The sequence below is a fragment of the Microtetraspora sp. NBRC 13810 genome (assembly GCF_030268685.1).
GTDB lineage: Bacteria > Actinomycetota > Actinomycetes > Streptosporangiales > Streptosporangiaceae > BSRQ01.
The window spans coordinates 759315-773806 of the sequence record NZ_BSRQ01000001.1 but is presented as its reverse complement, the minus strand read 5'-3'; the positions used below and the strand labels follow the sequence as shown (position 1 = coordinate 773806).

Below are 14492 nucleotides of genomic sequence, written 5' to 3'. Positions count from 1 at the left end.
TCTTCCCCGGACCGGCGGGATTCGTTGGGCGGGACGACCGAGTTTGACCTTTCTTTAATTCAATCGACGTCCGTTGGGTTGATATTCGTCGCCGCTGTCGGTCTACTTGCTGTCGGCTCGGACTTTTGGTCCGAGCTCAATCCTCAGACCGAGATCGATCGGGAGAATTAGATGCTCAAGAAGCTCGCACTTGGTGGGGTCGCCCTGGCGGCTTGGGCTGGACTGGGTCTCACCCCCGCCGAGGCGGCCGCGCCTTGGCCCGGTGGCAACGCCGCCGCGCAGAACGGAAACACGATCCAGTGCGGCAACAGTGCCATCGGTGACATCACCGCCCTCCTCGTTCCGCTGACTCCGGTGACCTTCGCCGGGTCCAAGCCGGTGGACTGCAGCATCCGGGTCTACCAGAACGGCTAAGGGCCGCCGTACCGGCGAGACCCGATGATCGTCGTGGGGTCCGGGGCGGCGCGGTGGCGTCGGGCCGGCCGCGGGGGAGCGGTGTGGCGGAAGATCGCCCCTCGTCGCCGGCCCGGTGGCTCGACCGGCTCCCGGCTGTCCGAACGCACCGAAAGTACAGGAAGTGCGTTTTTATTCGTGTTTTCGGCGTTATCACAATCCGGTTCATGAATTGCACTGGACAGATCGGGCGAGACGTACATAGCGCGGATCTAGTGGATCTTCAGGGTGAATAACAGGGTTGGCTACTATAAGTATTCCGAGCGCATCCCCGTACTAATGGCGATGGTCGGTGGAAATCGACAATGGCCTGCGGATGATGCAGGGCCCCTGTAGTTTCACTCTGCGACTGAGCGGCATTCATTGTGCCGAAGGTCAACTGGCAAGCCAGAGGCAGATTAGACCGATCAGCCTCCCCCCGATCCAATCGAGCTATGGAGTCTCACGCATGAAGAAGCTGGCAGCCACCGGAGCCATCCTCGCCGCCCTGGGCATCTCCCTTGCTGCTACCCCGGCGTACGCGCAGCCGTGGCCCGTCGGCAACGGCGGCAACGACGTCGACCAGAGCGTGCACATCCTCGACCACGTTCAGCTCTGTGACGCCCTGAACGACGTCAGCGTCGTGGAGCTGCTCGAGCTCCAGGGCGTTCTCGGCAGCAGCAACAAGGCGCGCAACTTCGCGTGCTTCAACGACACGTTCAACGACTCGCTGAGCGGCTGATCTAGCAGGTTCACCGACAGGGGGCCGGCGCGCGGGGATGCGCCGGTCCCCTTCGGCGTGCGCTCCCCTGTTCACGGCGCCGGTCAGGCCGGGCTCCGCGGCCCGGCGCGGTCGCCGCCCTCCGCCCGGTTCCTCTACCAGCGGACACGGTGGTGGCTGACCTGCGGGCGGTTCGTGTTGACGAGTCGCTGAGGCTTGCATACTGTTTCGTGTTGGCACTCAACCATTGAGAGTGCCAATAGCGACGAGGCAGGTCTGACACCCGCGACGGCAGGCCGCTGGTCGCCTCTTCAGCTCTACATAACCATCTGAAGGGGAGGTCCGATCGTGACGACCGCCACTAAGGTTCCCGTTAAGCCGCTCGGCGACCGCATCGTGGTTCAGCCGCTTGAGGCCGAGCAGACGACCGCGTCCGGCCTGGTCATCCCGGACACCGCGAAGGAGAAGCCCCAGGAGGGCAAAGTCCTCGCCGTGGGCCCGGGTAACTGGGACGAGGAAGGCGAGAAGCGCATTCCGCTCGACGTCGCCGAAGGGGACATCGTCCTCTACAGCAAGTACGGCGGCACCGAGGTGAAGTACGGCGGCGAGGAGTACCTCGTGCTCTCCGCCCGCGACGTGCTCGCCATCATCGAGAAGTAAGCGCCCCAGCCAGCGGGACTTACCAAAAAGGTGACGTGTCGGGCCCCGGGCGCTTCAGGTGAAGCCCCGGGGCTTTGATGCGCTCAAGGAGGAGTGCTCAATGCCCAAGATCCTGGAGTTCGAGGAGGACGCGCGCCGCGCTCTGGAGCGCGGCGTCAACGCCCTCGCGGACGCCGTGAAGGTTACGATCGGCCCGCGCGGCCGCAACGTGGTCATCGACAAGAAGTTCGGTGCCCCGACCATCACGAACGACGGTGTCACCATCGCCCGTGAGGTCGAGCTGGAAGGCCCGTACGAGAACCTCGGCGCTCAGCTCGCCAAGGAAGTGGCCACCAAGACCAACGACGTCGCCGGTGACGGCACGACCACCGCGACCGTGCTGGCCCAGGCCATGGTCCGCGAGGGTCTGCGCAACGTCGCGGCGGGCGCCCAGCCGCTGTCGCTGAAGCGCGGCATCGACCTGGCCGCCAAGGCCGTCAGCGACAAGCTTCTCGAGTCGGCCCGCCCGGTCGAGGACAAGAAGGAGATCGCGAACGTCGCGACGATCTCCGCCCAGGACGCCAAGATCGGCGACCTGATCGCCGAGGCGTTCGACAGGGTGGGCAAGGACGGTGTCATCACCGTCGAAGAGTCCAACGCCATGGGCATGGAGCTGGAGTTCACCGAGGGCCTCCAGTTCGACAAGGGTTACCTGTCGCCCTACATGGTCACCGACCAGGAGCGGATGGAGGCCGTCCTGGAGGACGCCTACGTCCTGCTCCACCAGGGCAAGATCGCCTCCATCGCCGACTTCCTGCCGCTGCTGGAGAAGGTCGCCCCGACCAAGAAGCCGCTGTTCGTGGTCGCCGAGGACGTCGAGGGCGAGGCCCTCGCGGTGCTCGTCACCAACAAGATCCGCGGCACCTTCACCTCCGTCGCCGTCAAGGCGCCCGGCTTCGGTGACCGCCGCAAGGCGATGCTGCAGGACATGGCCATCCTCACCGGCGGCCAGGTCGTCAGCGAGGAGATCGGCCTCAAGCTGGAGCACGTCGGCCTTGAGGTGCTGGGCACCGTCCGCCGCGTCGTGATCACCAAGGACACCGCGACCCTGGTCGACGGCGCCGGTGACGCGAAGGCGATCGAGGACCGCGTCCGCGAGATCAAGCTCGCCATCGAGCAGAGCGACTCCGACTGGGACCGCGAGAAGCTCCAGGAGCGTCTCGCCAAGCTCTCCGGCGGCGTCTGCGTGCTGCGTGTCGGCGCGGCCACCGAGGTCGAGCTCAAGGAGAAGAAGCACCGCCTTGAGGACGCGATCTCCGCGACCCGCGCCGCGATCGAGGAGGGCATCGTCTCCGGCGGTGGCTCCGCGCTCGTGCACGTGAGCAAGGTTCTCGACGACCTCGGCCTGACCGGCGACGAGGCCACCGGTGTGGCGATCGTCCGCCGCTCGCTGGTCGAGCCGGCCCGCTGGATCGCGGTCAACGCGGGCCTTGAGGGCTACGTCGCCACCTCGAAGATCGCCGAGCTGGAGCCGGGCCACGGCCTCAACGCCGCCACCGGCGAGTACGTCAACCTGCTGGAGCAGGGTGTCATCGACCCGGTCAAGGTCACCCGCTCCGCGGTGCAGAACGCCGCGTCCATCGCCGGCATGCTGCTGACCACCGAGGCCCTCGTCGTGGACAAGCCCGAGGAGGAGGCCCCGGCCGCCGCCGGTCAGGGTCACGGCCACGGCCACGGCCACTGATCGAGGTCACCGATCCAGGTCACCGATCGAGGCTTCGAGCGGCACGGCCCGCGTCCCGTCCAGGGGGCGCGGGCCGTTCTGCGTTTCCGGTCCGACCGGGCGGTACGGCGCGGCCGGACCAGACGAGAAGGATGTAGCTCTGTTTAGCCGTAAACCGGGCGAGGGCCCAAAGCGTCACGCGAAGTCACTCACAATAGTTGCAAAATACCTAATGCCATGAAATATTTCACACGGCATAATCCATAGAGTTGCCAATTGATTACCGCCCGTTATCGTCCCCTCAATGTGACCAATCCGTAGCCGTTCGCGATGACGACAGGCCCGATCAGGGCGGGCATCATGCCTATCGTGACCGAGGGACGCGTCGCCGACGCCATAAGTGGGGTAAGGCTTGCGACGAGATCGGACGAGCCCGACCTCAGGGAACTGACGAGCCTCGCCGTTCAGGGAGATCGCCGTGCGATCGAAACTCTGCTCGGGCACTTGCGCCCGATGGTGGTGCGTTATTGTCGCGCGCGCCTCGGCCGAGTTTCCGGTCAGTATCACATTGCCGATGACGTGGCCCAGGAAGTCTGCATAGCGGTGCTGTCGGCGCTGCCCCGCTATCGCGACATGGGCCGGCCGTTCGCGTCTTTCGTGTTCGGCATCGCGGCGCACAAGGTGGCCGACGCGCTCAGAAGCTCGGTGCGCTCCGCCGTACCGACCCAGGATCTGCCGGACGGGCCGGACGAGGGGCCGGGGCCGGAGGAGACCGTGGTCCGCTACATCGAGGCGGAGCACGCCCGCCGGCTGCTGTCGCGGTTACCGGACAACCAGCGGGAGCTCATCATCCTGCGGGTGGTCTCGGGACTGTCCGCCGAGGAGACCGGTAATGTACTCGGTATGTCGCCCGGCGCGGTCCGGGTCGCCCAGCACAGGGCGCTGGCCAGGCTGCGGGCGATGGCGGAGCTGGAGTCGATCGCCTGACCCCCGTGCGGTCAGCCGGGGCCGGCGAGCTAGCGGAGGAGTGGGAGACGAAGCGGGATCAGCGTGAGACCGGGGCGGGTGCGGCCCCGGATCGGCCGGCTCGGGTGGGCGGGCCGGCGCAGGACGACATCGGCGTCCTCGCCACCGACGCGGTCCTGGCCACCGACGCGGTCCTTGCGGCTCTGTCCCGGCGGGAGGGCGTCGATCCGGGCGAGAAGGACCCCGCGGTGCGGCTGCTGGCCGCGCTGATCGACGACGTGGATCAGCGGCGCTCTTCGGTGTCGATGACCCCGTCGACGTAACCCCGGGCGTATTCCCAGCTCACATAGTGGGCCGGGTCGGGCTGGAAGGCCGGCTCGTGCACCTGGGGCTGACCCTCGTCGATCATCTGGCGCAGGTTGCCGCGCAGCAGCTCCCAGTCGAAGTAGTGCTGCTCCCCGCACTCCGGGCAGTCGAGGACCAGCCCGAGAACCCCCTGCGGTTCGAGCAGGGAACGGAACACCTCCACGTCGGCGAGGTCGGTGATGGCCTCGTCGCGCTCCGCCGGGGTCAGGGGCTCGTTGTCCTCAAGCCCGCCCAGCGCTTCCGTCGGGTCTTCTGGATCGTCCGCGAACGGGTCGCGGGGCAGATCTTCCACGCATCCCACCTTGTCAACGACTATGGGGAAAGAGCCTATAGGCTGCTCACCGGTCGTGCTTGGCATGAGACGCCGGGATGGATCAGTGTTTGCCCATCGCGTCCCCGTCCAGCCATCCCCGCCTCGCGGCCTCCACGCCGGCGTGGAACCGCGACTGGGCGCCCAGCTCGGTCATCGCGTCCGCGAACCGCGCGCGTACGGTGCGCACCGAGACGCCCAGGTGCCGGGCGATCGTCTCGTCGCAGAGCCCCTGGGCGGCCAGCCTGAGCACCTGGATCACCCCGTCGCCGCCGCCCGCCCACGGCAGCGGCGCGGCCCGCGCCCACAGCTCGTCGAAGAGCGACCGCAGCACCCCCACCAGGATGGGCGCGCGCACGGAGTAGAACTTGTAGGCGTGGTCCGGCGGGTTGCCGCCCCACTGGGCGGGCAGCCCGGCCGCGTCGGGCCCCGCGGTGAAGAACCAGCTCGGCACCCGGTCCAGGGTGCGCACCCGGGCGCCGCTCGCGGTGAGCACGCACAGCTTGTCGCGCAGCCCGGGAACGGTGAGGGCGTCCACCGGGATCAGCGCGCGCAGCGAGAGCAGGCCCCGGCGGTGGGCGTCGATCCAGGTGTCCGCGTACTTCCTGGCCAGGTCGGTCATCGTGCGCTGGTCCGGGATCGCGGTGCACAGGTCCAGCGGCGGGGCCTCCACCGCCAGGCCCACCACGCTCTCGTACAGTTCGTCGGCGCCGGTGACCAGCTCGGCGGAGAACGGGCCGCCGACCTGGTCGTGGCCGGAGTCGTAGTCCCTGATGAGGGTGCGCAGCGAGCCGAGGACCGTGTCGATCTGGCGGCTCTCCGCGGCCAGCCGGTCGAGCCGTTCGGCGATGAGCCGGCCGAGGGCGCCCGCCGGGTGCCTGGCGAAGTACTCGCCGGACCGCTGGTCCACGACGCCCAGCCGGACCAGCGCGGCCAGCTGCTCGCCGAGCGGTTCCTCCGGCCCGTCTACGGCCTTCGCCAGCTCGGTGAGCGACGCCCGGTGCAGGCGCAGCACCGCGGTGTACAGCGTGGTCTGGGCCGGGCTGAGGCCGAGGCTTTCCAGCGGGTCGGGCAGCGTGGGGGAGTTGGGCATGAACGGGGCTCCTGGGGGACGACACCCTGGGGGAGACGGCGTGCGGCCGAGGATAACCGCGCACGGGTCCGTTGTCCGGACCTTGACCGTACTCGCCACCCCCACCCGCCGCCGGACCCGCCGCACCGCCCGCTGCCGGACCCCGCTCGCCGCCGCCTCTACCCGCCGCCGCCGGACGTCGCCGCCCCCACCCCCCCGCCCCCGCCCGCCGCCGGAGCCCGCCGCCGGAGCCCGCCGCGGGCGGTCGGTCATCGTACGGGCGGGTCGCGGGGTGGCGGGTGCAGGTTCGTGCAGTTGCACGTTCTCACGTTGCGTGGGAACGGTTCGTGACGCAGTCTTGACCCAGCGTCGGCACCGGTCGTGCGCGCCGCCCGCCGTCGGGAGACGGAGGGGGATCCTGCGGCGGGCGGCGCGGTGGTGCCGGTGGCCGGGGGATCCGGAGTGGTCGTCGACCGTGCCGGACCCCCGGCTGACACACGTGGGCCCGCGACCGGGCGGCGGTTCGTGGGGATCGTCGCCCACGCGGGCCCATGCCCTACCTGCCCGGCCTTTCCGGACTCCTGGGGCTCCTGAAAGGCCGTGGCAGCCCCACCCTGGGTGGAACCCCTGAAAGGCGACGCCGGCCGCCCACTAAACTGGGCCGAGGGGTCGGCGCCTTTCCCCACCCATAGCGCGCCGCGGCAGAGGGGTTCCCAGCATGGCGAAGTTCACCGAGACAGGTCTCACGTTCGACGACGTTCTGCTCGTCCCGGCCTATTCCGACCTGCAGCCCGGTGAGGCGGACACTTCGACCAGGCTGTCCAGGTCGATCACGCTGCGCATCCCGCTCGTCTCGGCCGCGATGGACACGGTGACCGAGGCCCGGATGGCGGTGGCGATGGCCCGCCAGGGCGGCATCGGCATCCTGCACCGCAACCTCTCCGTCGAGGAGCAGGCCCAGCAGGCCGACCTGGTGAAGCGGTCCGAGGCCGGCATGGTCACCAACCCGGTCACCTGCTCGCCCGGCGACACGCTGGCCGACGTCGAGGTGCTGTGCGCCCGCTACCGCATCTCCGGCGTCCCGGTGACCGACGAGACCGGCGTGCTCGTGGGCATCGTGACCAACCGCGACATGCGCTTCGAGACCGACCACAGCCGCCCGGTCAGCGAGGTCATGACCCCGATGCCGCTGGTCACCGCGCCGGTGGGGGTGTCCAGGGACGAGGCGTTCCGGCTGCTGCGGTCCAACAAGGTGGAGAAGCTGCCGCTGGTGGACGCGGGCGGCCGGCTGCGCGGCCTGATCACGGTCAAGGACTTCACCAAGAGCGAGCAGTATCCGCTGGCGACCAAGGACGCCGACGGCCGCCTCGTGGTGGGCGCCGCGATCGGCGTGGCCGACGAGGCGGAGAAGCGGGCCCAGGCGCTGATCGAGGCCGGCGTCGACGCGATCGTGGTGGACGTCGCGCACGGCCACTCCAAGGGCCTGGCCGACATGGTCGCCAAGCTCAAGGCCAACAGCAAGGTCGACGTGATCGCGGGCAACATCGCCACCCGCGCGGGCGCCCAGATGCTGATCGACGCGGGCGCCGACGCGGTCAAGGTGGGCGTGGGCCCGGGGTCCATCTGCACCACGCGGGTCGTCGCCGGGGTGGGCGCGCCGCAGGTGACCGCCATCCACGAGGCTTCCCTGGCCTGCGGCCCGGCCGGCATCCCGATGATCGGCGACGGCGGCCTGCAGTACTCCGGGGACATCGCGAAGGCCATCGCGGCCGGCGCCGACGCCGTGATGCTCGGCAGCCTGCTGGCCGGGTGCGAGGAGTCGCCGGGCGAGCTGATCTTCATCAACGGCAAGCAGTTCAAGTCCTACCGCGGCATGGGGTCGCTCGGCGCGGTCCGCAACCGGGAGCGCGGCGGGGTGTCCTTCAGCAAGGACCGCTACGCCCAGGCGGGCACGAGCGGCGAGGACGCCTACATCCCCGAGGGCATCGAGGGCCAGGTCCCCTACCGCGGTCCCGTCGCCGCGGTCGCCCACCAGCTCGTCGGCGGCCTGCGTCAGGGCATGTGGTACTCCGGGTGCCGCACGATCCCCGAAATGCACGCCAGGTGCGAGCTCATGCCCATCACCGCGGCGGGTCTCAAGGAGAGCCACCCGCACGACATCCAGATGACGGTCGAGGCTCCCAACTACCACCGTCGCTAGGCTTCGCACATCCGGGGTGTCCGGCCCCCGTTTTCAGGAAAGACAGGCAGCATGACTCAGGTGGAGATCGGCAGGGGCAAGAGCGGCCGCCGTGCCTATTCGCTCGACGAGATCGGCATCGTGCCCTCCCGGCGTACCCGCGACCCGGAGGAGGTCTCGATCGCCTGGCAGATCGACGCCTACCGGTTCGAGCTGCCGATGGTGGTGAGCCCGATGGACAGCGTGGTCTCGCCGCACACCGCGATCGAGGTGGGGCGGCTCGGCGGTCTCGCCGTGCTCGACCTCGAAGGGCTGTGGACGCGTTACGAGAACCCCGAGGGGCTGCTGGCCGAGGTGGCCGAGCTCCAGGGCGAGGCGGCCACCCGCCGGTTGCAGGAGATCTACGCCGCGCCGATCAGCGACGAGCTGATCGGCCGCCGGATCGAGGAGATCCGCGGGGCCGGGGTGACCACGGCGGTCCGCCTCTCGCCGCAGCGCACGGTGCAGCACCACAAGGCCGTGATCGACGCCGGGGTGGACATCTTCGTCATCCGCGGCACCACGGTCTCGGCCGAGCACGTGTCCGGCCGGGCCGAGCCGCTCAACCTCAAGCAGTTCATCTACGAGCTCGACGTGCCGGTGATCGTCGGCGGCTGCGCGACGTACACCGCCGCGCTGCACCTGATGCGGACCGGCGCGGCCGGCGTGCTGGTGGGCTTCGGCGGCGGCGCGGGTCACACGACCAGGACCGTGCTGGGCGTCGCGGTGCCGATGGCCACCGCGATCTCCGACGTCGCCGCCGCGCGCCGCGACTACATGGACGAGTCGGGCGGCCGTTACGTGCACGTGATCGCGGACGGCGGCATGGGCACCTCGGGCGACATCGCCAAGGCGATCGCCTGCGGCGCCGACGCCGTCATGGTGGGCTCCCCGCTGGCCCGCGCGGCCGAGGCACCCGGCCGGGGCTTCCACTGGGGCTCCGAGGCGCACCACCCGGACCTGCCGCGCGGCAGGCGGGTGGGCTTCGACACCATCGGCACCCTGGAGGAGATCCTGCACGGCCCCTCCACGGTGGCCGACGGCTCGATGAACCTCATGGGCGCCCTGAAGCGCACGATGGCCACCGCCGGTTACTCCGACATCAAGGAGTTCCAGCGGGTCGAGGTCGTCATCGCGCCCCAGACCCGCTAGACCCAGACCCGCTAGACACAGACCCGCTAGACCCAGACCCGCCGGACCCGGACCCGAATCCGCTGAACCCGGACCCCGCTGGACCGGCCCGCCCGGCTCACCGGGGTTCGGTGAGCCAGGCGCCGCGGCGCATCACGCCCTCGACCTCCAGCTCCTCGGACAGCACGACCAGGTCGGCGTCCTTGCCGACCGCGATCGAGCCGATCCGGTGGTCCAGGCCGAGGATCCGGGCCGGGGTGAGCGAGGTGATCCGGGCCGCCTCGGGCAGCGAGAGGCCGACGAGGCGCACCGCCCGGCGGAAGGCGACGTCCATCGTGAGCGTGCTGCCCGCGATGGCGCCGCCGTCCACCAGCCGGGCCACGCCGCCGGCGACGGTCACCTCCATCGTGCCGAGCACGTAGGTGCCGTCGCCGACGCCGGTGGCCGCCATCGCGTCGGTCACCAGGGCCGTACGGCCGGCGCCCGCCACCTCGTAGGCCAGCCGGACCATCGCCGGATGCACGTGCACGCCGTCGTTGATGAGCTCGACCGTGACCCGCTCGTCGGCCAGCAGGGCGGCGATCGGCCCGGGGTCGCGGTGGTGCAGGGCGGGCATCGCGTTGTACAGGTGGGTGGCGACCGTGCCGCCCGCGTCGATGCCGGCCAGCGTCTGCTCGTAGGTGGCGTCGCTGTGCCCGATGGCGGCGATCACGCCCGCGGCGGCGGCGTCCCGGATGACGTCGAGGGCGCCGGGCAGTTCGGCGGCGACGGTGAGCATCCTGGCGTGCCCGCGCCCGGCCTTGACCAGCTCGGCGAACTCGCTCCGGCTCGGCGGACGCAACTGGGCGGGGTCGTGCGCCCCGCAGCGTGACCGCGCGATGTAGGGCCCCTCGAAGTGCACGCCGGCCAGCACCCCGTCGTCGCACAGGTCGGCCAGCGCGGCCGCGGCCCTGGTCAGGTCGTCGTGGGAGCCGCTGACCAGGCTCGCCACCACGGTGGTCGTACCGTGCCCGGCGTGGAAGCCGGCCGCTCGCCGCGCGCCCTCCTGGTCGCCCGAGGGGAAGGAGGCGCCCGCTCCGCCGTGGTTGTGCACGTCCACGAAGCCCGGCACGACGTACCTGCCGGAGAGGCGGTGCCCGTTCCCGGGCGCGTTTCCCCGGCCGACGTGGGTGATGCGGCCGTCTTCGATGGTGAGCCAGCCGTCGTGGACTCCGTCCGGGGTCACGACGCGGGCGTCGGCGAGTGTGATGCTCATGAGGAAAGGATCACAGATCGCGGGGCGCGCGGGGGCCGCCGGGGGCCTTTTCCGGTGGCCCGCCACGGGCACGGAGGCGCTGGTCACACGCGGTGTCCGGGGGATGTTCGCCAAGGTAGGGTGCGGATGGTTGCCGGTTATGGGGTGAGAAAGACTACTTCCCGGCTAGTAGCGAACCCGTAGCGCGGGTACCGCCTCCGGTTAGGTACGACCGGGTGAAGAGGGTAGATAAGCAATGCAGAGCGAATGCCGAGGGGGAGCATCATGACCGCTCGAATGGGCACCGCGAGGCTGGGTCCTGCGGAGAGGTCGGCCGCGCTGGCGCAGATGGCCGGGCAGGAGTTCGACGTCGTCGTGGTGGGCGGGGGCGTGGTGGGCGCCGGCGTCGCCCTCGACGCGGCGACCAGAGGGCTGAGCGTGGCCCTGGTCGAGGTCCGCGACTACGCCTCGGGCACCTCCTCCCGCTCCTCCAAGCTGATCCACGGCGGGCTGCGTTATCTGGAGCAGCTCAACTTCGACCTGGTGCGGGAGGCGTTGCAGGAGCGGTCGCTGTTGCTCCAGCGCATCGCGCCGCACCTGGTGCGCCCGGTGCCCTTTCTCTTCCCGCTCACCCATCACACCTGGGAGCGGCCCTACGTGGGGGCGGGGCTGGCCCTCTACGACACGCTCGGCTTCGGGTTCGGCTTCATCAGGGGCGTGCCCGGTCACCGTCACCTGTCGCGCCGGCGGGCCCTGCGGGTGGCCCCGGCGCTGCGCCGCTCGGCGTTCACCGGGGCGGTGCAGTACTGGGACGCGCAGGTGGACGACGCCCGTTATGTCGTGACGATGCTGCGCACGGCTGCGACGTACGGGGCGCAGGTGGCCTCACGCAGCCAGGCGGTGGGCTTTCTGCGCGAGGGGGAGCGGGTCACCGGGGTGCGGGTGCGCGACCTGGAGACCGGCACCGAGTTCGACGTGCGCGCCCGGCAGGTGGTGAACGCCACGGGCGTGTGGACGGACGAGATCCAGGCCCTGGTCGGCGGCCGGGGCCAGATTCATGTCAAGGCGTCCAAGGGCGTCCACCTCCTGGTGCCCAGGGACCGGATCCACTCCTACAGCGGCATCATCCTGCGCACCGAGAAGTCGGTGCTCTTCGTGATCCCGTGGGGCCGGCACTGGATCATCGGCACGACCGACACCGAGTGGACTCTCGGCAAGGCCCACCCCGCCGCCTCCCGGTCCGACATCGACTACGTACTCGACCACGTCAACGCCGTCCTCTCGGTACCCCTGACCAGGGACGACGTGGAGGGCGTCTACGCCGGGCTGCGCCCGCTGCTGGCGGGGGAGTCCGACGAGACCTCCAAGCTGTCCCGGGAGCACGTGGTGGCGCATCCGGTGCCCGGCCTGGTCATGATCGCGGGCGGCAAGTACACCACCTACCGGGTGATGGCGAAGGACGCGGTGGACGCCGTGGCGCACGGGCTGGACTACCGCGTCCCGCCGTCCTGCACCCACCAGGTCCCGCTGGCCGGCGCCGAGGGCTACCAGGCGCTGTGGAACTCCCGGCACCGGCTGGCCGTGTCCTCCCGGCTGCACGTCGCCAGGATCGAGCACCTCCTCCAGCGGTACGGCTCGCTGATCGACGAGATCCTCGTGCTGATCGAGAACGACCCCTCGCTCGGCAGGCCGCTGACCGGCGCGGAGGACTACCTGCGCGCCGAGGTCGTCTACGCCGCGACCCACGAGGGCGCCCGGCACCTGAACGACGTGCTGACCCGGCGCACCCACATCTCGATCGAGACCTTCCACCGCGGCCTGGCCGTCGCCCAGGAGGCGGCCGAGCTGCTCGCCGGGCCGCTCGGCTGGGACGACGAGCAGGTCAAGCGCGAGGTGGAGCACTACACCAAGCGGGTGGAGGCCGAGCGCGCCTCCCAGGAGCAGGACACCGACCAGGAGGCCGACGCCGTCAGGATGGGCGCCCCGGACATCGTCCCGGTGGACGTCCCCACGGCGACCCCCTGAGCCGCTGAGACGACGTCTAAGCGATCTAGGAGCACAGAGGACGCACGCATCACCACACACGCGAGAGACGCTCACGTGCGCACAGACGCGCACAAGCGCAAGAGGACAGACGCATGCTCAGTTCGCGCACCAGATCGCGCCGCGACACCGCCGCGCCGCCTTGCGATCTGGGGAGTGGCCTGCCCTCAGATGAGGGCGGCTTCGCGCAGATTGGCGGCGGCCTGGGGGGAGAGTTGGGCAAGGGCGTCGCCCAACTGGCGAGCTTGCGTCATCAGGAGCGGCACCCTCCGGTGTGCGGGAACCTCGGTGACGGCGGCCGCAGCTACGGCCGCGGCCTGTCCAGCCTCGCCTTGGCCGATCAGGTAGCGGGCGCGGTCCAGCAGGATGAGCGGCCGGTCCATGGGGTCGTCGTCGGGGTAGGCGGCCAGCGCCTTATCCTGCTCGTTCCATGCCTCCGGCTTTCCGGTCAAGCTAAGCACCTGCGAGCTGTACATGGTCATCTCCGCCTGCGGGAAGCCGAAGAATGGCTCGGTCCGCTGCTCTGCGGTGAGCCGGTCGAACGTGGCGTGCGCGTTGGCGAGTTCGCGGGCCGCCTCCTCACGCTGGCCGAGGCGGGCGTAGGCACGTGCGGCCAGCCCGGTCAGCTGTGCGGCCGGGGCGCTCGGGGCGTCACCGAGCATCGCGCGGGCGCGGCCGACGATGGTGATGACCATCTGCGGTGTGGGGCCGTAGTAGGCGCTTATCGCCTGCGCCATGGCGATCCAGTAGCGCTGAGTGGTGTCGCCAGACAGATCGGCGTATCGCCGGGCGGTGTGCAGCCAGTCGCGGGCGGTGCGTTCCTGCTCCAAGTCGGTGGCGGCGGCGCCGACGAGCCCGCACAGGCGCGAGGCGATCAGGTGGAGTTCACGCTGGTGAGGATATCGGTCGGCGAAGCCCGCGATCTCGTGCAGATCGGGGCTGAGGGCATCCAGCAGCCCCTGGGGTGGCACGGTGCCGTAGGAAGCGACGTGCCCGGCGGTCACATCGGCCCAGTGGTCGAGATCCTGCGCGGGCAAGACGCGGCGCAGCCCGGCTTCCATGCGTGAGCGTGTGCTGTCCAGGCTCCAGATCATGGGTGCGGCAGCAACGACAGAGAAGAAACGGCGACGGTCCACGTCGTCCTCCAGCTCGGGATCCGGTGCCTGTCCCATCAGAGTAACGATCGGGTCCTCATCTGCCAGCCCCAGTCTGTCCAGGGGGCAACGGAACCATAGCGCCAGATACCGGCGGTAGAACCTGCTGGGCGTGCCGTGGCCGTTCTCCCAGCGAGAGTAGTGCTGGATAGAGGGGTTTCCTCTGGAGCAGGGGTGACCGTCGTCGGCCGCCAATCCCCGCACGCCGGCGATCACCTCGGCCTGAGTCTGTCCGGCGGCCAGCCGCCACGCCATCAGAAGTGATCGGGTCTCGGCCTTGCCGTGGATGGCCTGGACGAGCTGCCACGGAGTCCAGTCCTCGGCCGCTGCCGTTGCGCGGAGATCAGCAGAGATCACAAAGCGTGACTGGGGATCCACGACCGCACGGTAACACCGTGACCCGTTCCCGCAAGGGGTCCTGAGCGGGTTGCGGGCGGGTGGCAACCCCATTGCCAGTAAGTGGCAATTCCCCGACACCGTCTG

The 14492-nt window shown here is 70.1% G+C and carries 13 protein-coding genes; 9 read left to right on the top strand and 4 right to left on the bottom strand.

Going from position 1 to position 14492, the window contains the following annotated elements:
- The first annotated feature begins 171 nt into the window (after positions 1-171).
- The 6 genes from QSK26_RS03470 to QSK26_RS03445 all read left to right on the top strand — a co-directional run bounded on the left by QSK26_RS03470 (position 172) and on the right by QSK26_RS03445 (position 4804).
- Positions 172-414: a hypothetical protein gene (locus QSK26_RS03470; protein WP_285773453.1), complete on the top strand. Its 243-nt coding sequence runs from the start codon at positions 172-174 to the stop codon at positions 412-414.
- A gap of 487 nt (positions 415-901) precedes the next feature.
- Entirely contained in the window at positions 902-1174 is a 273-nt protein-coding gene (locus QSK26_RS03465) for a hypothetical protein (RefSeq protein WP_285773452.1), read from the top strand.
- A gap of 327 nt (positions 1175-1501) precedes the next feature.
- Positions 1502-1813 carry a co-chaperone GroES gene (groES, locus tag QSK26_RS03460; protein WP_502888659.1) on the top strand — a complete coding sequence of 104 codons (312 nt, stop codon included), beginning with the start codon at positions 1502-1504 and terminating at the stop codon, positions 1811-1813.
- A gap of 100 nt (positions 1814-1913) precedes the next feature.
- Positions 1914-3536, top strand: coding sequence for a chaperonin GroEL (gene groL, locus QSK26_RS03455; RefSeq protein WP_285773451.1), 1623 nt, complete (start codon positions 1914-1916; stop codon positions 3534-3536).
- Positions 3537-3875: 339 nt separating this feature from the next.
- The gene (locus QSK26_RS03450; RefSeq protein ID WP_285773450.1) at positions 3876-4502 is read left to right on the top strand and encodes a sigma-70 family RNA polymerase sigma factor; all 627 of its coding nucleotides are present in this window, start codon (positions 3876-3878) and stop codon (positions 4500-4502) included.
- A 5-nt stretch (positions 4503-4507) separates the two neighbouring features.
- Complete coding sequence (locus QSK26_RS03445) at positions 4508-4804, top strand: hypothetical protein (protein ID WP_285773449.1); 297 nt, start codon at positions 4508-4510, stop codon at positions 4802-4804.
- Here QSK26_RS03445 and QSK26_RS03440 read toward each other — a convergent pair.
- Both QSK26_RS03440 and QSK26_RS03435 read right to left on the bottom strand, forming a co-directional pair.
- On the bottom strand, positions 4765-5139 hold the full coding sequence (locus QSK26_RS03440) for a DUF5319 domain-containing protein (protein WP_285773448.1): 375 nt from the start codon (positions 5137-5139) through the stop codon (positions 4765-4767). The genes QSK26_RS03445 and QSK26_RS03440 overlap by 40 nt on opposite strands.
- Positions 5140-5221: 82 nt before the next feature.
- Positions 5222-6250, bottom strand: coding sequence for a helix-turn-helix transcriptional regulator (locus tag QSK26_RS03435; protein ID WP_285773447.1), 1029 nt, complete (start codon positions 6248-6250; stop codon positions 5222-5224).
- Between the two features lie 697 nt (positions 6251-6947).
- Between QSK26_RS03435 and guaB the strand changes: the two genes are divergently transcribed.
- Complete coding sequence (guaB, locus tag QSK26_RS03430; protein ID WP_285773446.1) at positions 6948-8429, top strand: IMP dehydrogenase; 1482 nt, start codon at positions 6948-6950, stop codon at positions 8427-8429.
- Positions 8430-8480: 51 nt separating this feature from the next.
- The gene (locus QSK26_RS03425; RefSeq protein ID WP_285773445.1) at positions 8481-9599 is read left to right on the top strand and encodes a GuaB3 family IMP dehydrogenase-related protein; all 1119 of its coding nucleotides are present in this window, start codon (positions 8481-8483) and stop codon (positions 9597-9599) included.
- Between the two features lie 97 nt (positions 9600-9696).
- On the opposite strand, the gene nagA is transcribed toward QSK26_RS03425, so the two are convergent.
- Positions 9697-10833: an N-acetylglucosamine-6-phosphate deacetylase gene (nagA, locus tag QSK26_RS03420; protein ID WP_285773444.1), complete on the bottom strand. Its 1137-nt coding sequence runs from the start codon at positions 10831-10833 to the stop codon at positions 9697-9699.
- A gap of 264 nt (positions 10834-11097) precedes the next feature.
- On the opposite strand from nagA, the gene QSK26_RS03415 reads away from it, so the two are divergent.
- Complete coding sequence (locus tag QSK26_RS03415) at positions 11098-12837, top strand: glycerol-3-phosphate dehydrogenase/oxidase (RefSeq protein ID WP_285773443.1); 1740 nt, start codon at positions 11098-11100, stop codon at positions 12835-12837.
- 185 nt (positions 12838-13022) lie between these two features.
- Here QSK26_RS03415 and QSK26_RS03410 read toward each other — a convergent pair whose 3' ends face one another.
- Positions 13023-14387, bottom strand: coding sequence for an NsdA family TPR-like regulatory protein (locus tag QSK26_RS03410; RefSeq protein WP_285773442.1), 1365 nt, complete (start codon positions 14385-14387; stop codon positions 13023-13025).
- Between the last annotated feature and the right edge of the window lie 105 nt (positions 14388-14492).